We start from the raw sequence: 17439 nt of genomic DNA on the forward strand, positions 1-17439 counted from the left end.
GGACCAGCACCTCCAGCGGAATTGCCGTGCGTCGGCAACTCCCGCGACAGTCCCGCCCGACCGGCCATCAGGCCGGTCCGCATTGACGAGACCCAGACCGGCCCGCCCGGCGACCGACGGGACGGGGGCAACACGGTGACCACCTTCGGTTACGCGGAACGCCCGGTCGGCCTGACCGGCCAGCCGGCCCGCTCCCACGTCAACGAACGGCCGGCGGCCCGTGCCCCGATGGACGAGCAGCACGGCGGCGTGCTGCGGGGTGACGGCGCGGCGCCACGAACCCGCAGCCGGCCACACCACAACGAGCCACCGCCTCGGCCCGCGGTGCCCGGCGGCAACGCGAAGCCGGCCGGCGGCCGGGTCGCCGTGCCGCCCCGACCCACGATGCCCGTGCAGGGTCGTCGGGTAAGCGACACACCGTCGGTCAGTGCGGACCCGGCGGCGGGTGAGACAGCGGTGATCCCGGCGGTGCCGGCTACCACCACCGCCACCACCCCCACCGGTTTCCCGAGCCGCCCGGACCCGTCCGACCCGGCAACCGAGGTCTGGACGCTGATCGAGCGGGCCCAGGCCGGCGAGTCCGAGGCGTTCGGTCTGATCTACGACCGGTACGTGGACACCGTCTTCCGGTTCGTCTACTTCCGGGTCGGCAACCGGCAACTCGCCGAGGACCTCACCTCGGACACCTTCCTGCGCGCACTCAAGCGGATCGGCAGCTTCACCTGGCAGGGCCGCGACCTCGGCGCCTGGTTGGTGACCATCGCCCGCAACCTCGTCGCCGACCACTTCAAGTCCGGCCGGTACCGGCTGGAGGTCACCACCGGCGACGTCCTCGACGCCGACCGGGAGGACCGGGGCCCGGAGGGCAGCCCGGAAGCGGCGGTGGTGGAGCACATCACGAACGTCGCGCTCCTCACCGCTGTGAAACAGCTCAACCCGGAGCAGCAGGAGTGCATCGTGCTCCGCTTCCTCCAGGGCTTCTCGGTCGCCGAGACGGCCCGCGCGATGGGCAAGAACGAGGGCGCCATCAAGGCCCTTCAGTACCGTGCCGTCCGCGCCCTGGCCCGGCTGCTGCCCGACGGCTTCCAGCCGTAGGTTGTTACGGCGGGACCGACGGGCGTCATCAACGTCCGCGCAGCTCAGAGTCGGTCCCGCCTGGTGATGACCATCACTTTCTGTAATTTTCGCTCCGCCCGGCCCGTAACCCGTGCCCGGTCCGCCGCGTTTCTCCGGGTGCGACCGGTGGATGTCCCGGCAGGCCCGGGTCACCGAGGTCCGACCGGCACGCCGGCGGCACCTCACCTCCGTGGTGTCACACTGCCGCCCGGTCGCTGGCAACGACGGCGGCCGACCGGCCGTGACCAGCGAGAGGAGGTGCCTGCGGTGGACAACACCCTCTTCTCCCGCCGGCGCGCGGAGCGCTTCGCGCAGCTTCTCGACGAGGCCAACGGCGCTCGACGACACCACGTGCGATCCCGGGTGGACGGCCAACTGGCGCCGCTCGTCGCAGTGGGTCAACGGCTCAGCGTCGACCCCCTGGCTGTCGAGGTGGACCAGGACTTCCGTACCGGCCTGCGGGCGATGCTGCTCGCCACCGCCGAACGGGAAGGTCTGGGCGCCACACCAGCGGCGGTCAGCGAACCGGCCGCCACGACCACCCGCGGGCGGCTCCTGCCGGCGGCCACCGCCCGGCGGGCCCGAGCCCGCGGCGCGATCCTGGTCGGTATCGCCGCCGGGGCCATCGCCGTCTCCGGGATCTCCGCGGCCAGCGAGAACGCGGTGCCCGGTGACGCGCTGTACGGCATGAAGCGCTCCACCGAACGGGCACAGCTCGCTCTGGCCAGCTCCGACATCAGCCGAGGCCAGCTCTTCCTGGACTTCGCCCGGACCAGGGTCGGCGAAGCCGCCAAGCTGCGCGGCGACCGGATCGGCTACAGCGCGGTCCTCGACGACATGGACGCCGACAGCCGGCAGGGAGCACGCCTGCTGACCTCGGCCGCGGTGCAGCGGGCCGAGCCGGGCAGCCTGGACACCCTCAACATCTTCGTGTCGAGTCAACGCCGCGTGGTACGCGGTCTGCTCGACGGGAGCACCCGCGTCGACCGGGAACGGACCCAACGGTCGCTGCTGCTGCTGGACACCATCCGGGAACGCTCGGACGACCTGCGTGCGGCGATCGCCTGCGGCCTGCCGGCACCGACCGCCAGCGACACCCTCGGCCCGGCCCCGAGCACCTGCCCCGGGGCCCGCTGACCAGCATCCCTATACCGCACGTCCGACCGGCCGCGCCACAGGAAACTGTGTGCTCGGCCGGTCGCCCGTCTACGGCGGATACCCTCGCGGGGAAGCATCCGTCGTACCGGTGAGGAAGGAATCGTGTGTCGCGTAGCCGTAAGGTGGCGGTCAGCACCGACGCCGAGGGGCACACCGCCGGCTGGGCCGATACCGACCTGGCCCCGGTCCGCGCACCCGACCGGACCGCCGCGGCGTTCTTCGACGTGGACAACACGATGATGCAGGGCGCGTCGATCTACTGGTTCGCCAGAGGGCTCGCCTCCCGGAACTACGTGACCACCGCCGACCTGGCCCGCTTCGCCTGGCAGCAGCTCCGTTTCCGGCTGCTGGCCCGGGAGCACGCCGGTGACATGTCACTGGCCAAGGAGGCGGCGCTGGCCTTCGTCCAGGGCTGGCGGGTCACCGAGGTCGAGCACCTCGCCGAGGAGATCTTCGACGAGATGATGGCCCCCCGGATCTGGGCCGGCACCCACCAGCTCGCTCAGCGTCACCTGGACGCCGGGCAGCGGGTCTGGCTGGTGAGCGCCGCCCCCGTCGAGATCGGCCGGGTGATCGCCGCCCGGCTCGGCCTGACCGGTGCCATCGGCACGGTGGCCGAGGTGGCGGACGGGGCGTACACCGGGCGGTTGGTGGGTGACCTGATGCACGGACCGGCCAAGGCCGAGGCGGTCACCCAGCTCGCGGCAGTGGAAGGGCTCGACCTGACCCGCTGCGCGGCCTACAGCGATTCGGCGAACGACCTGCCGCTGCTCAGCACGGTCGGCCGGGCGGTGGCGGTGAACCCGGACGGCGCCCTGCTGCGTCAGGCCCGCCAGCACGGTTGGGAGGTGCGGGACTTCCGCACCGGCCGGCGGGCGGTCAAGATCGCCGTGCCGTCGACCGCGGCGGCCGGGTTGGTCGCCGGTGCGGTGACCGCCGGCTTGGCCCTGCAACGCCGCCGCCGCACCGGCTGAGCCGCCCGCCTAGGGCCTGAGGCCCTAGGGGCCGAACGGGTCCGGCCGCCGCTCCAGCAGCGTGTGCAGGGTCTGCTGGATGGTCTCCCGCACCTGGTCGGCGAGGTTGAAGACCACCAGCGGGTCGTCCGCCGAGTCGGTCAGGTGGGCGGTGGGGATCGGCGGGCAGAACTCGATGAGCCACTTGCTGGGCAGCGGCACCATGCCCAGCGGGCCGAGCAGCGGGAACGTCGGCGTGACCGGGAAATACGGAAGCTTCAGCAGCCGCGCCAGGGGCTTGATGTCGGCGAGCATCGGGTAGATCTCCTCGCCGCCGACGATGGCGACGGGCACGATCGGGGTGCCGGTGCGCAGCGCCGCCGAGACGAACCCGCCCCGCCCGAAGCGTTGCAGCTTGTAGCGGTCGGCGTAGAGCTTGCCAATGCCCTTGAAGCCCTCCGGGAACACACCGACCAGATCACCGCCGCCGAGCAGCCGCTCGGCGTCCGGGTTGCAGGCCACAGTGCCGCCGGTCTTGCGGGCCAGCTCGGAGATCACCGGCATCCGGAACACCAGGTCGGCGCCGAGCAGCCGCAGGTAGCGGTGGGCGGGATGCTTGTCGTGCAACGCCGCCGAGAGGATCAGGGCGTCCAGTGCCACCGTTCCGGAGTGGTTGCCGACGACCAGGGCGGGCCCGTCCACCGGGACGTGTTCCAGCCCACCGACCTCGGTGCGGAACCAGTCCCGATAGAGCAACCGCAGCAACGGGTGGAAGACCGCGTCGGTCAACTCCGAGTCGAAGCCGAACTCGTCGACCTCGTAGTCACCCGAGAGCCGCCGGCGCAGGAACGCCAACCCGTTCGCGACCTTGCGGTCCCAGTGGTCACCGGGCCGGTCCGACACCGCAGGCTCGGTGCCGCCGGGCAACCCGGCGTCGACCTCGTCGGCCGGGGTCGGAGTCGGGGCCGGCGTCGGAGTCGGAGTCGGGGCCGGGGCCGGGGGTGACGTTGCGGTCGAGGTCGGCGCGGCCTGCGGGGCCGGTCGATGTCCGTTGCGCCGCGCCGGCTCCGCGTCCGGCGCGGGCACCTGCTGCGGTACGTCGAAACGCCCGACCGACTGCGGGTCGCGCCCCTCCTCCGGCCCACTCCTCGCGCTCATGACAACCGCTCCCGCACCGCTGACCGGACCTGCCGGATGCCGTCCAGGACGAGTTGCTCGGCAGCGGCCAACTGGTCCCGGCTGACCACCACCCCGCCGTGATGGGCACGGATGAAGTCCTCGAATGCGTCGGCTGTCGACCGGGGCGTGAAGCCGTACTCCTGCTCGAGCCGACTCGTGTCGACGACCCGGCCGTGCACGAAGAGGTCGACCTGGTCCAGGCCGTAGCGACCGAAGCCCATGGTGCGGGCCAGCGCGGCGGCCCCGGACAGGCTCGGCTCCAGCACCGGCACTGCCACCCGGCCGGCGCGCCGGATCGCCTGGGACAGCGACAGCACCCCGGGGCCGGCGACGTTGTACGTGCCGGGATGGTCCTCCACGATCGACCGGTGCAGCACCTCCAACGCGTCGTCGAAGTGCAGGAACTGCAGACGGGGATCACGGCCGAAGACGGTCGGCACGAACGGCTGCGAGAAGTACCGGGTCAACGTGGTGTCGGCGGTCGAGCCGATGAACGGGGCGAAGCGCAGGACCGTGGCGGTGACGTCGGATCGACGGCGACGGAAACCGCGCACGTACCCCTCAAGGTCGAGGATGTCGCGGCCGAAGCCGCCGCGCGGCACCTCGCGGGGCTCGGTCTCCTCGGTGAAGACCGCCGGGTCCCGGAACGACACCCCGTACGCGGCCGTCGACGAGCGGACGACGAGCTTACGCAGCCGGGGTGCCCGCTGGCAGGCGGCGAGCATCTGCATGCTGCCGATGACGTTCTGGTCCTTCATCGCGGACCGGCCACCGTGCTGCGGGTCGGGTGAGGTGACGAGCGCGAGGTGCACCACCGCGTCGACGTCCAGGTCGGCGAGGAGGCCACCGAGCGAACCGCTGTCGACGCGGATCCGTTCGACCCGGTCCAGCAGGTCGGTGAACTCGGTGCCGGAATCAGGTGCGTCGACACCGATGACCCGTTCGATGCGCGGGTCGGCGGCCAGTCGGGCCGCCACGTGGGCACCCAGGTAACGACCCACTCCGGTGACGACGACGACCCCCGGGGCACCTGAGGTGCCACCGAGGGTCATCTGACGCACCTACCCCGACAGGATGGACCGAGCCGGGACGACCACGGCCTGATCACCTGAGCCTCCGGAGATCGACAGTTAGGCAAGTGACGCCGAACGCCGGGCCAGGAGCCCGGCAGCGATCACTTGCCGAGACGGCGACGCTGGACGCGGGTCTTGCGCAGCAGCTTGCGGTGCTTCTTCTTAGCCATGCGCTTACGGCGCTTCTTGACCACCGAGCCCATACGACAGCCTTTCGATACAACGTGCGGGGCGGACCGGATGACACCACGCAGGTGGCGACGGCGACCGCTTGCGGACAACGGACCGGACCAGTCTGGGCGGCGGGGCGCACCGGAGGGGTCTCGGTCGGGCTCCAGGGTAGCCGGAGGGCGTCAGGCGGACCAACGCGCCCCCGGTCGCAGCGGCCTCTGGCTCGCGACCTCGGAGGGCACAGCCCACTCTCTGCGCCCGCCGATGCCGGTCAACCGGCGATCGGAGGGCGGCGTGGTGGCTCAGGCGGTTTCCTGAAACGCGCCTCGGAGATATTCGTGCACCGCGTGCTCGGGCACCCGGAACGACCGGCCGACCCGCACTGCGGTGAGCTCACCGCTGTGCACCAGGCGATAGACAGTCATCTTCGACACCCGCATGACCGTCGCCACCTCCGCAACGGTCAGGAACTTGACCTCCGACAGCCGTCCGTCGGATTGTGACCCGGCCATGGCTCACCGACCCATCCCATGCCCGGCGCGCGCCAACCCGACGGATGCTCCGGGTCGAGCCGGCGACGCGCGTGTTACCAGTACGGTAGCGGGGCGGTTGTGACCGGCGCGATCCCTTCCTGCAACTGATCATGCTTCGGTGGTCGGTTCACCCGATCCGTGGTCCCGGTATCCGCCCGTCCGCGTCCGTCGTCCGGTTGTTCCGAAGCTGCTCATTCGGTACGGAGCGCGACAACCGGGTCCAGACGGCCGGCGCGCTGCGCGGGGACCACCCCGAAGACGATGCCCACCACCGCCGACACGCCGAAGGCGAGCGCCAACGACCACCAGGTGATCGCCGCCGGGATGGGCGACAGCGCGTCGACCAGCAGAGCGCTTCCCACACCCAGAGCCATCCCGGTCAGCCCGCCGATCGTGGTGAGCAGCACCGCTTCCAGCAGGAACTGCACACCGATGTCGCGGGGACGCGCGCCCACCGCCTTCCGCAGCCCGATCTCCCGGGTCCGCTCCCGGACGCTCACCAGCATGATGTTGGAGACGCCGACGCCGCCGACGAGCAGCGAGATGCCGGCGATGGCGGCCAGCACACCCGTGAGGACCCCGAGGATGTCGCCGAGCACACCGAGGATCTGCTGCTGGGTGACGGCGCTGAACTCGGTGTCCGGGTGACGGCGGTTCAGTTCGGCGACGATCCGTTCACCCAGCTCGTCGATCCGTTCCCGGTCCGGGGCCTTCACCGCGATGCCGTCGACCCGCTGGGTGCCCCAGAGACGCTGCGCGGCGGTCACCGGTACGTGCACCTCGTCGTCCCGGTCGACGCCAAGGCTCTGCCCGAGGGGCGCGAAGACCCCGATCACCCGGAACCGCACCCCGGCCAGCGCCACCTGCTGGCCGAGCGGATCCCGGTCCGGGAAGAGCGCACGGGCCACCGAGTCGCCGAGCACCGCCACCCGTCGGCTGGTGTCCACGTCGGTGCCGGTGAGGTAACGACCCCGAGCCAGCGACCTGGTGAACACGGCCGGGGTCGTCTCCAGGACGCCCTGCACAGTGGTGAAGTCCGAACGGGCACCGGCCCGCGCGGTCGCCCCGGAGGCGACGGTGACCGCCACCCGGTCCGGGTCACCGACCACCCTGGTCACGGCGTCCACGTCCTTGAGGGTCAGCGGCGAGACGACAGGCGCGTTCCCCACCTCGATCCGACCGGGGACGACAAGCAGCAGGTTGGAGCCGAGGCCCTCGACCTGCTGCTCGACCTTCTGTTTCGTGCCGGTGCCGATGGCCACCAGCAGAACCACCGAGGCCACCCCGATGATCACCCCGAGCATGGTCAGCGCACTGCGCAGCCGATTCGCCCGGAGGGCGTCCAGCGCCACCCGCCACGCCTCGGCGACCCTCACGCCGTACCCCCGGGTTGCTCGACCTCGTGCGGAAGGCGCCCGGTGGCTCCGGCGGCGCCACCGGAGCCACCGGACGGGTGCCCCGGACCGCTTCCGGACGCGGACCGGGGCTCCGCGCTGGGAGCGGGGACCAGTGTCGCAGGTCGACCGTGATCAACGGACGGCGGTCGATCATGGCCGGTGTTCGGGTTGGCGCTGTCCGCGGTCGGGAGTGGGCTCGCGGCGCTGTCCGCCACGACAACGCCGTCGCGCATGGTGATCCGACGGTGGGCTCGGGCCGCGACCTCCTGGTCGTGGGTGACCATCACCAGCGCCACGCCGGACTCCGCGTTCAACTGCTCCAACAATTCGAGTACGGCGGCGCCGGTGACGCTGTCCAGGTTGCCGGTGGGTTCGTCGGCCAGCAGCACAGTCGGTTCGGTGACCAGCGCGCGGGCGATCGCCACCCGCTGCTGCTCACCGCCGGACATCTGGTTGGGTCGGTGGTCGAGCCGGTGCCCGAGGCCGACCCGGCCCAGCATCGCCGCCGCCCGCTCCCGCCGCTGCCGGGCCGACACCCCCCGATAGACCAGGGGCAACGCCACGTTCTCCACCGCCGAGGTACGCGGCAGCAGATGGAACGCCTGAAAGACGAAACCGATCGTCTCGTTGCGCAGGGTCGCCATCTCCGGCGGGGCGAGGGCGTTGACGTCCCGCCCGCCGATCACCAACCTGCCGCCGGTCGGCCGGTCCAGCCCACCGAGGAGGTGCATGAGGGTGGACTTGCCCGAGCCGGACGGGCCGACCAGAGCCACGTAGTCCCCCGCCTGCACGGTCAGCGACACCCCGCGCAGCGCCGCCACCGACACCCCGTCGAGCTGGTACGTCCGGGACACGTCCACCGCCTCGATGGCCGGGACGCGTTCCGCTGTCGGCCCGTCGCCGCGCGGACCGGCGGATTCGGTCACTTGACCTCCTGGCCGTCGCGGACCTGGTCGGCTCCGCGCACCACGATCCGGTCGCCCGGCTGCACACCGTTGAGGATCTGCACCAGGTCGGACCCCTGGACGCCCACAGTCACCGATGCCCGGCCGGCCTTACCGTCCCGGACCACCCAGACCGCGTCCCGGCCGTCGGCGGAGAACACCGCCGACGCGGGGACTGTCACCGCGTCGGCGGCCTCCCGTACCCGCAGGTGCACTATCGCGTTCATGCCGGGGCGGGGCATCGGCGCCGGCTCGTCCTCGGCCAGCTTCCCGGCGCCCAGCGCGAGGCGTACCCGATAGGTGACCCCGCCCTGCGCGGAGTTGGTCGGCAGCACGTCGACCGACCGGACGTTGGCGTCGTAGCTGGCACCGGTGACCGCGTCCAGCTCGACGGTGGCGGTCACGCCGGCCTTGACGAGAAGTACGTCGGTCTCGTCCACCTCGGCGAGCAGCCCGAGCTGTCCGGTGTCCACCACTGTCAGCACCGGCGCGCCGGCGCTGACCAGCCCGCCGACCACCACCGCGTCGTCCACCCCGGCCGGTGGCCCGCTCTGGCTGGGGGCCAGCGCGGACGGACCGAGGCCCGCCCCGCCAGCCTGCTCCAACAGACCGGCGAGACCTGCGTTCGCGCCACCGCCGGCCCGGGTGCCGCCCGGCTGCACCACACCCGCGATCGGGGCACGCAGGGTCAGCGCGTCGACGCTCGCCTTCGCCAGGTCGTACGCCTGCTGGGCCTGGAGCCGTTGCGCCGCGGAGAGCGCGCCGACGGCGGAACTCAACCCGTTGATCCCCCGCTGCACCGCGCGAACCGCCTGGTCGGCGCTGCGCGCGGCGGCCGTGTACTGCTTCTGCGCGGACGTCACCTGGGTCAACAGCGCATCCCGCAACTGCGGGTCGGAGATCTTGTCGGCGGCCTTACGGGCGGCGTCGAACGCCTCGGTGGCGGCCTTGTCGGTGCCGCGCCGGCTGCTGGTCAGACTGCCCGTTCCGACGCCTCGGCCGGCACGCTTCGCGGCGGACAGCGCGTCCTTGGACTGCCGGAGACGCTGCTGCGCGCTCGGCGAGTCGACAACGGCCAGCACCTGACCGCGCTTCACCCGCTGTCCAGGCTGGACGCGCAGGCTGGCGAGGGTGCCGTCGGCGGGAGCGGTGAGGGTGGCGGCGGCGCGGGCCGTGACCGTGGCCGGGGCGTCGATCACCTCGGTCACCGGGTTACGGGCGGCCGAGGCCAGCGCGAGGTCCGGGTCTTCGTCGCCGCAGGAGGCGGCGGTGGTGGCGGTGAGAACGGCGACGGCGGTCAGGGCGACGAGCAGGCGGGGCCGCATGGTGCTGGCGGGCCGCAACAATTGAGGGCGGCGCACACATCGATGGTACGGGACCGTATTGCCAGCAACCACTTCGGCCCATGCAGCTGAAGCTACGAGGCTGACGCCCAGGAGTGACGAATTGTACCGCCTTGACACCTTGCAATTGAATGGTGGACCTGCGGTGCCGCCACGGAGCAACACCGCAGGTCCATATTCTATTCGGCTGGCAGTCGATCGTCAGCACACGTCCGGCCATAGCGAGGCAGCCATGACCTTCCTGAGATTTACTGGCTATTGAGCCAATAAGTTCGGGCGGCGTTCACTATAGCCTCAAATTCGACCTCGTCGACATTCGCCACGAGAATTTGCCCAGGTTCCTGGATCGACACTTGCCGCGCCACCATTGTGAAGCACTTTGCACGCACGTAGCTGTAGACCGTCCAACGGTCTAGGGACTCAACACTAGACATTATTGTCGAGTCGTGAAGATACTCATCTGTAGCCATGACTTCCATGAATGCGGCAGGATCCACCTCCAACAAATCGAGTCTTTCGTCATCAATACGTGGACGATCCGTAAGCTGCGTCATCACTGATCCGATGATGCAACCCTCGTCGTCGCCGACGAGCCGTCCCTCAACGATGAACTGAAAGCGGAAGAGGCGGTGAAAGGCAAGAGGGCTTACCAGCAAGCCGAACTGACCGCGATCGTCGAGAAATCTCAACCCCTTACCTCCGCCGAATCTGAATTGGGATGTGCTCCGCAGGAATCTCTGCTGGATTGCCCCGATTATCACGCCCGTTGGAGCTGCCGCTGAAGTGCCAGTTCCCATGCCCATCGTTGGAGTATCTGTAGTAGACGGCTTTCTTGCCGGAACCAATTCTAGTCCAACGCACTCCGGCGAACTCAACACTGTTCTGGAATTGCTCGGCCGCGTCGGCCGGCAGAACCCCCTTTTTGGGATTGTAAGGGTTCGGCCCGCCTCGTGGGTCGTGATGTCCAGGATTCTCATAGCCAGGGACACAGCCTCCCGGACCAGTGTTGTGCACGAGGACCGTTGCGCCTCCGGCAACCACATAATACGTATGAATGCCGTCTACGGTGAGGTTGTAGGCCGCGCCTACACGGACGGTATTCGGAAGAATGCCCAGCACGGGTCGGGTGCCGCCGTCGGCCGACAAGACCCGGTCACCCGAATCGAACTCATCAGCTCGCTGCCACTGCCTATCTGTCTGATTCCAGAACGGATGATCCTCTGTAGTTCTAACGGCAGATCCGAGAAGCTGAAGATCGATGAGGTAATCGTCGTGGACCCAAACGTGCGTGACAACTCTTGGCCCTTGCTCACCCACCTCCGGATCTGAGGCCATAACCTCGTCTCCGACCTCAATATCCTTGAGGCTTTTAGTGGAACCATCCGCCATCAGTACCTCGGTGTCACCACTGAAGCTCTTGCAGCCGCAATTGCAGCCTGCCCCACTCTTCCCACCCTTTCCGGTCTTGATAGAGAAGAGGCGATCGTCATCCGGCATGTTTGCGAGAATCCAGTCGGCATGGGAGAAGAACAAATCTTCCTCCCAATCGCCGCATACGTTCGAAGAACGTAGCTCTGCGCAGATGAGCATCGCGAGCTGGCGGGTGTCCTGCTCCATCAGCATGTCGTTGCCGTCCTGGCTCATTCTCCGGAACCAGGCAGCACGCTGGTCGTTCCATCGGCGCATGAACTCTTCGAACCGCACAGCCTCCGGCACCACCATGCCGTAACCCAGACTGCGCGGGTTGTCGACCTTCGCTGACTTGGTACTCGACTTGCCGTTCGTGTCGCCCCACAGGATGTTTGCGTCGGTGCCACAGCCGCCCGGGCAGCCACCTGCCCCACGGCCGTCGCCGTCCTTAAGGGGGCGGGGGTCGTAACCGCGGCAGTCGAACTCCAGGCAGTCGGCCGGGATCAGGCCGTCCGGGTCGCTCATCGTGACCGGGGAGTTGTTGGCGTAGGAGTAGCCATTCCACTGTTGCGGGTCGGTCAGGTCCTGCAACGGGTCAACCGAGACGAACCGGCCGATCGTCGGGTCGTAATTCCGCGCGCTGACCTGAGTCAGTCCGGTGTTCGTGTTGAGCGGTTGGTTGAGGAAGCCACGGTTGTCCGGTGCCGTGACGGTGGAGCCGCGGGGCGCACCGTACGGGGTGTACTGCCGCCACGTCGGCACCTGGGCCGTGTTGTTCAGGTAGAGGTTCGGCGTGCCCTGGTGGTCCGGGATGGTGAACCCGTACGCGGTGCCACTGCCCGTGCGATAGGCCATCGCGCCGCTTGGCAGCTGGTAGTAGCGGGTGCCGCTCAACGCCTGGGTGCTGGTGTTGAGGGTGATCTGCTGACCGGGCAGGTAAAGGGTGGTGACTCCCGGGTCCTTCTGGATCAGCAGGTTGCCGTCGGCGTCGTACAGGAACGAGCTGTTGCCGCCCGTGCCGCCGGTCACCGACGCCAACTCTCCGGCGTCGTCCCAGTTCAGGGTCTGGGTGCCCTGTCCGGCCTTGCGGGTGGTCATGTTGCCCGCGTCGTCGTAGGCGTACGAGGTGCTGCCGGTGAGTCCGCCGGAGGTGGCGGTGCTCGTCAAGGTGTGCGGCTGGCCCTTTGCGTTGCCGTCGTACGCGTAGTTGGTGGTGGTGTCGGTCCCACCGGACGTCGAATACTGGATCTGGCTCTTCCGGTTGCCGAGTGAGTCGACGTTCCACTCGGTCCAGTAGGCACTGGTGGCACCGATGCCACTGCCGACCATGGCACGGTTACCGGTGGTAGGGGCGACCGCGCAGGCGTCGGTAGCCGTCCATGCCTTCGTGAGCCGCCGCAGCGAGTCGTACCGGTAACACTGCGTCTCCGACGCGGCAGTCGGGTCGGAGCGAGTGTCAATGGTCTTAGTGATGTTGCCGAACGCGTCGTACTCGTAGTCACGCTTGCCGACGTCCTTGGTGGTGGTCGTCGTCTTGGTGACGACCTGCTGCTTGGGTCGCCCGTTGTGGTCGTCGTAGATGTTGACGATCGAAGCCCCGCTGTTCGCAAGGCCCACGAGGTTACGGGTGACCCGTCCCCACGCGTCGTAGTCGACGGACGCGCTGTAGCCAGCGAGCCCACCGACGATCGTCGGCAGGTCCAGAACCCCGCCGTAGCTACGAATTACTGTCTCACTGGGCAGGTTGCCCCTGGCAGGGTAGGTGTCGGTGTAGGGAAGCCCGTTCAGCGTCGAATAGGTGTGCCCGAACGCGTACGTGTTGCCGAGCGCTCCCTCGACGGCGGGAATGGTGATCGTCTCGCCCTTAGAGTTGCCGAAGGAGTCGAAGTTGATCCACTGGGTGCTGTACTCGGCACCGTTGCGGAAGGCCGTCGCAGTGGTGAGCTTGCCGATCGGGTTCGTGATCGACGCGGCGCTGTTGTCGTTGTCGTACACCCAGGCGGCCAGCCTGTTGCTGGTCGACTGGGCGGAGGCCAGCGCGGCGAAGCTCGCCGTACGACGGTTGATCTTGTCGAAGGTGTACGAGGCGGCCTTGCCGCGGCCGTCAGTCGACTCGATGACGTTGCCCGCACCGTCGTAGCGCATGGTTCTGGTGCCGGCATCCGGGTCGTCCATGCTGACCACCTGCCCCAGCAGATTGAACGTGCTGGTCCAAGGGTTTCCGGCAGTGTCGGTCACTGTCGACTGGTTGCCATGCGTGTCGTAGCCGTAGCTGCTGTCCACTGTGGTACCGCCGGTGACCCGGTAGACGCCGGTGAACGGGTTCGACGGGGAGACCAGCGTCGGCGCCGCGGTGTACTGGAGTTGCTTCTCCAACCGGCCCATCGGGTCGTTGACCGTGGCCGTGACAGTGCCACCCATCGGCGGGATGACCATCGTGCGGTCACCGTTGTACACAGTCCTGGTCGACGTCTTGACCACCCCGTCGCGGGCGCTCTCGGCCAAGATGACCCGGCCGAGGCCGTCGTAGGTGTTGAAGGTCTGGTTCAGTGCCTTCTTCAGCAGCGAGTCGGCGTAGACCGGAGTCGTGTCCGGCATGCTGGCGGCGTCCCACCAGCCGTTGTAGGTCGCCCGCACCCATCCCCGGCTGTCGTAGAACGAGTCGGTGACCATCCGACCGCCGGGGTTGGTGTCCGACTGGGTCTGCCGCACCCGGTACTGGGCGTCATAGATGGTGGTCGTGGTCGCGTACGCGTTGTTGAGGTTCAACGTCTCGGTTGTCGTAGCGGTTGGTCCGCTCTTGGAAACCGTGTACGTGTGCTTGACGTTCGGCAGAGCGCTGGTGGGCCGGGACGCCAACCAGACCGCCTTCAGCCGACCGACCGCGTCGTACTGCGTTCGGGTGACCACCCCGTTGGCATCGGTGCTGCTGGTGGGGATATTGCGCAGCGTGGTCATCGTCGTGGAGGTGGCGTGACCCTCGGCGTTCTGCAGGGTCATGCTGGTGGTCAGGCCGGCGGCATTGTCGGTGTAGCTGGTGGTGGACTTGTTGCCGTTGCCGTCCCAGGTGCCGGTGGCGCGACCATAGGCGTCGAACTCGGCCCGGTCGGTGGTCTGGTAGGCGTACCCGCCGGAGACCCAGTCGGACGCCTTGCGGGCCATCGTGACGTTGCCCCGGCTCGGAGCAGCCGCCTGCGGGAACGTGGTCGCGAACTGCGGGTCGTCATAGTAGGTCCGAACGTGCGAGACGACCTGCGCCGGCCGGCTGACGGTGGTGGGAGCGGTCAGCGTGTTGGTGCTTCCCGGCACCGAGGTCGGCGAGCCGGCACTGAAGCCGGCGCAGGCCACCGACACGGTCTCGACCTGGCTGGTCAGGCCGACCAGGTTGAGCCCGGTGTTGGCCGGGGCGTACGTCGTGCTCGTGCACCGGTCGTAGGCGGGGTTCGTCGGCACCGTGTGGTCGTACGAGTGCTGCAGCAGGCCGAAGGTCGCCGAGCTGGTCGACGCGTCGTACGACATGTCGGTCTGGCTGTATCGCCAGGTGGTGCTGGATCCGGAGGTGACTGCCTGCCGTCGCCAGGTCTGCACCGGCGCGGTGAACGTCGCTGTCAGCGCCGGGAGTCCCGTTCGGCTCCGGGTCGCGGTCGCGCCCGACACCCAGTACGAGGTGACAGTCGAGTTGTCGATCGGACCGCCGTCACCCAGGTACGAGGTGGTCTCCAGGGCACGCCCAGCGAGCTGGTCGACGTCCTCGTGGACGCCACCCGCGCTGTCGGTGACGTTCACGACGGTGGTGTTGTTGTTCTTGCTCATGCCACGGTAGTAGGTGGTTTCGCCCAAGGTGCGGGGGTCGTTCGCACCGTCACCGTTGCGCACCTGGACCTTGCCCCAGCCGCGGAACTGGCCGTAGGTGCGGTACTTGGCCTTGACCACCTCGTTGTCGTCGTAGTGCCATGCCGCACCGCCGACGTACTGGTAACTGGTGGAGGTGGCCGGGGCGCCACCGGTCGGATCGGTCGCGGTGACCCGGGTGACCGCGTACTTGTGGAACCAGTCGCGGATCTGGTCCGACAGTCCCTCCGGCGTCCAGTAGACGGGGTAGCACGACAAGGTGTTGGACGCCGGGCTGACCGTCACCGGTGCGGTGCAGGGCTGCGGCAGCTCGTAGCTGGGAGAGATGACCGAACCGGCCTCGGTGGTGATCGTCGCGATGCGCTGCCGGTAGAACGACGGGTAGCCACCTGTGACATCCACCCGGTTGGGCAGCTTGATGCCCGTGAACGACACCGACGGCAGGGTGATGGCGCTGGCCGAGCCGCCGGAGGTGGTGTCGTGCCCGGTGCGGGCGATCGACGACAGCCACAGCGTCGGCGCCGTGCCGTCCCCGGTTGCCGGCATCGTCTGGGCGAGCGCGTAGGAGTCGACCTTCCGGTACGGCGGGCTGAGACTCACGTCGTACTGCTGGGTCTCGATTGACGTCAGCCGCACCGTGGAGAAGAACGAGGGACTCCACGCCTTGCAGTCAGTGCCCGAGTTGCAGACCAGGTCGAACGGCACGTCCGGCCAGTTGGCCTTGTTCGCCTCGTTCAGCGGCGTGCAGGTGCCGGAGAGGCAGCGGTCGCCGGTGTTGAAGACCACCTGGTTGGGGATGGTGCCGTACGCACCGTTGTCGCGGAAGCCGTAGTCGATCCGGGCGAGGTTGCTGTCCCGGATGTACGACACGTCGGTGGCGCCCTCGTTGCGGCCGTAGTAGTTGGTGGCCTGGTTGTAGTAGTAGGCCATCGCGTTGCCGTGGACGTCCTTGGCGTAGTCGAGGTTCCACCGGTACGCCATGGTGCAGACCGACGAGCTGAAGCCGGCCGTGTTGTAGCAGGGGTCTCCCGAGTGCGCCGAGTAGACCGGGACGTGGTCCACCGACTTGGTCTCCGGCTTGTTGGTGGTCCAACCCGGCAGGCGGTTACGGCCGAACTCGTAGACGGTGCCGTCCCGCTCGGTGACTCGCCAGTAGTCGGTGTCCTTGGTGCCGCTGCCGTTGCCCGAGTTCATGACCCGGGTGACCACCGCGCCGGTGTCGTTCTGCATCTTCCAGATGCTCTTGGCGGAGTCCCAGATCAGCGAACTGGACGATCCGTTGAGGGCGATGGTGAGGACCGGGCCGGCGTAGCAACGATCGTTCGTCTTGACCGGGGACGGGCTGCCGCCCGGGTCGTCCGAGCAGGAGACGAAGGTCTGCTCGACGAACGACTTCGGGGTGGTCCAACCCTCTCCGACCCACGACGCCTGCGCGTTGGTCGCGGCGGTCTGACCGTCGACACCACCGGAGTCGTAGGAGAGGGCCAGTTGCGGCACGAGCTTCGAGCGGGTCGGTGGCACCGTCAACGGGTACGAGTAGCTGAAGGAGCCGGTGCTGCCGCCGGCCGTCCACGAACCGGACGGCTTCAGGTCGGTCGCCGCGTAGGTGCCACCCTTACCGCCCTCGTCGCCAGCGCCCGCCACGGCGGCGAGCACCATCGCCGATCCGGCGGACCGGCTGTCGGCGCTGGAGGTCGTCAGCGGCACTTCCGCCGAGACCGAGTTGCTTGCCGGGTCGTTGGTGGAGGCCAACGGGGTCGACGTGCGGCACTCAGCGAGCGCCGGGGTGGTGAGGGCACATGCGGGCATCCGCACGAGCCGTAGTCGGGAGCCGTAGTTGCCGCCGTACGCCTCGGCGAACTCGGCGTAGTCGACACCGACGCGCACCGATCCGTTGACCGGCGTGGTCGACGCCGGGGTCACCGAGAGCAGCACGCCGCCAACGCCTGCTGCCTCGGCCGCCTTGCGGTCGGCGACCGACACCCGCATCTGCTGCGGGCTGGCGGGCCGTCCGCGCTTGACGACCGGTTCCAGCCAGACCGGGGTGCCCGCGGCGCGGGATTTCGCCGGTGCGGCAGCCCGGGTCGCGGACGCCGATCCAGTCAACTCCACAGTCGTCGAGGTGGCAGTCGGCCATGCCGTCCGGGACGGTCGATAGGTCGACTTGGCCTGGTCTGGTGGTGTCACGAAGTTCATGGGTAGTGGCTTGACACCGGTCACCGATCGCCCGGGCGACATGGGCGGAAGTTTTGACAGACCGCCCTCATCCGGTTTCGCAGCCGCCGGTGCACCCACCAACAAGCTCGCCAC

The 17439-nt window shown here is 68.9% G+C and carries 12 protein-coding genes; 3 read left to right on the plus strand and 9 right to left on the minus strand.

Features of this window, described 5'->3' with window-relative positions:
* Positions 1-135 precede the first annotated feature (135 nt).
* The 3 genes from ABZ406_RS02700 to ABZ406_RS02710 all read left to right on the plus strand — a co-directional run bounded on the left by ABZ406_RS02700 (position 136) and on the right by ABZ406_RS02710 (position 3248).
* Complete coding sequence (locus ABZ406_RS02700; protein ID WP_357755560.1) at positions 136-1095, plus strand: ECF subfamily RNA polymerase sigma factor, BldN family; 960 nt, start codon at positions 136-138, stop codon at positions 1093-1095.
* 288 nt (positions 1096-1383) lie between these two features.
* Positions 1384-2253, plus strand: coding sequence for a DUF5667 domain-containing protein (locus tag ABZ406_RS02705; RefSeq protein ID WP_357755562.1), 870 nt, complete (start codon positions 1384-1386; stop codon positions 2251-2253).
* 125 nt (positions 2254-2378) lie between these two features.
* Positions 2379-3248, plus strand: a complete 870-nt coding sequence (locus ABZ406_RS02710; protein ID WP_357755564.1) for an HAD-IB family hydrolase — start codon at positions 2379-2381, stop codon at positions 3246-3248.
* 24 nt (positions 3249-3272) lie between these two features.
* Here ABZ406_RS02710 and ABZ406_RS02715 read toward each other — a convergent pair whose 3' ends face one another.
* The 9 genes from ABZ406_RS02715 to ABZ406_RS02755 form a co-directional block, all read right to left on the minus strand.
* Complete coding sequence (locus tag ABZ406_RS02715; protein ID WP_357755566.1) at positions 3273-4385, minus strand: lysophospholipid acyltransferase family protein; 1113 nt, start codon at positions 4383-4385, stop codon at positions 3273-3275.
* Positions 4382-5458 carry an NAD-dependent epimerase/dehydratase family protein gene (locus ABZ406_RS02720; protein WP_357755568.1) on the minus strand — a complete coding sequence of 359 codons (1077 nt, stop codon included), beginning with the start codon at positions 5456-5458 and terminating at the stop codon, positions 4382-4384. The genes ABZ406_RS02715 and ABZ406_RS02720 overlap by 4 nt, the downstream gene beginning before the upstream one ends.
* A 122-nt stretch (positions 5459-5580) precedes the next feature.
* Positions 5581-5682, minus strand: coding sequence for an AURKAIP1/COX24 domain-containing protein (locus ABZ406_RS02725; protein ID WP_007465623.1), 102 nt, complete (start codon positions 5680-5682; stop codon positions 5581-5583).
* A gap of 270 nt (positions 5683-5952) precedes the next feature.
* Positions 5953-6162 carry a helix-turn-helix domain-containing protein gene (locus ABZ406_RS02730; protein WP_007465625.1) on the minus strand — a complete coding sequence of 70 codons (210 nt, stop codon included), beginning with the start codon at positions 6160-6162 and terminating at the stop codon, positions 5953-5955.
* Positions 6163-6374: 212 nt separating this feature from the next.
* Positions 6375-7559, minus strand: a complete 1185-nt coding sequence (locus ABZ406_RS02735; RefSeq protein WP_328652022.1) for an ABC transporter permease — start codon at positions 7557-7559, stop codon at positions 6375-6377.
* Complete coding sequence (locus tag ABZ406_RS02740; protein WP_357755569.1) at positions 7556-8506, minus strand: ABC transporter ATP-binding protein; 951 nt, start codon at positions 8504-8506, stop codon at positions 7556-7558. The genes ABZ406_RS02735 and ABZ406_RS02740 overlap by 4 nt, the downstream gene beginning before the upstream one ends.
* Complete coding sequence (locus ABZ406_RS02745; RefSeq protein ID WP_357755908.1) at positions 8503-9849, minus strand: efflux RND transporter periplasmic adaptor subunit; 1347 nt, start codon at positions 9847-9849, stop codon at positions 8503-8505. The genes ABZ406_RS02740 and ABZ406_RS02745 overlap by 4 nt, the downstream gene beginning before the upstream one ends.
* 266 nt (positions 9850-10115) lie before the next feature.
* Complete coding sequence (locus ABZ406_RS02750; protein ID WP_357755570.1) at positions 10116-10556, minus strand: hypothetical protein; 441 nt, start codon at positions 10554-10556, stop codon at positions 10116-10118.
* Positions 10557-10560: 4 nt separating this feature from the next.
* Complete coding sequence (locus ABZ406_RS02755; RefSeq protein ID WP_357755571.1) at positions 10561-17325, minus strand: RHS repeat-associated core domain-containing protein; 6765 nt, start codon at positions 17323-17325, stop codon at positions 10561-10563.
* Positions 17326-17439 lie beyond the last annotated feature (114 nt).

The organism is Micromonospora sp. NPDC005710 (genome assembly GCF_040630995.1).
Taxonomy (GTDB): Bacteria; Actinomycetota; Actinomycetes; order Mycobacteriales; family Micromonosporaceae; genus Micromonospora.

Coding starts and splice junctions, on each gene's coding strand:
- ABZ406_RS02745 (WP_357755908.1), bottom strand. CDS start 9,849: ATGCGGCCCCGCCTGCTCGTCGCCCTGACCGCCGTCGCCGTTCTCACC.
- ABZ406_RS02715 (WP_357755566.1), bottom strand. CDS start 4,385: ATGAGCGCGAGGAGTGGGCCGGAGGAGGGGCGCGACCCGCAGTCGGTC.
- ABZ406_RS02755 (WP_357755571.1), bottom strand. CDS start 17,325: ATGAACTTCGTGACACCACCAGACCAGGCCAAGTCGACCTATCGACCG.
- ABZ406_RS02720 (WP_357755568.1), bottom strand. CDS start 5,458: ATGACCCTCGGTGGCACCTCAGGTGCCCCGGGGGTCGTCGTCGTCACC.
- ABZ406_RS02730 (WP_007465625.1), bottom strand. CDS start 6,162: ATGGCCGGGTCACAATCCGACGGACGGCTGTCGGAGGTCAAGTTCCTG.
- ABZ406_RS02725 (WP_007465623.1), bottom strand. CDS start 5,682: ATGGGCTCGGTGGTCAAGAAGCGCCGTAAGCGCATGGCTAAGAAGAAG.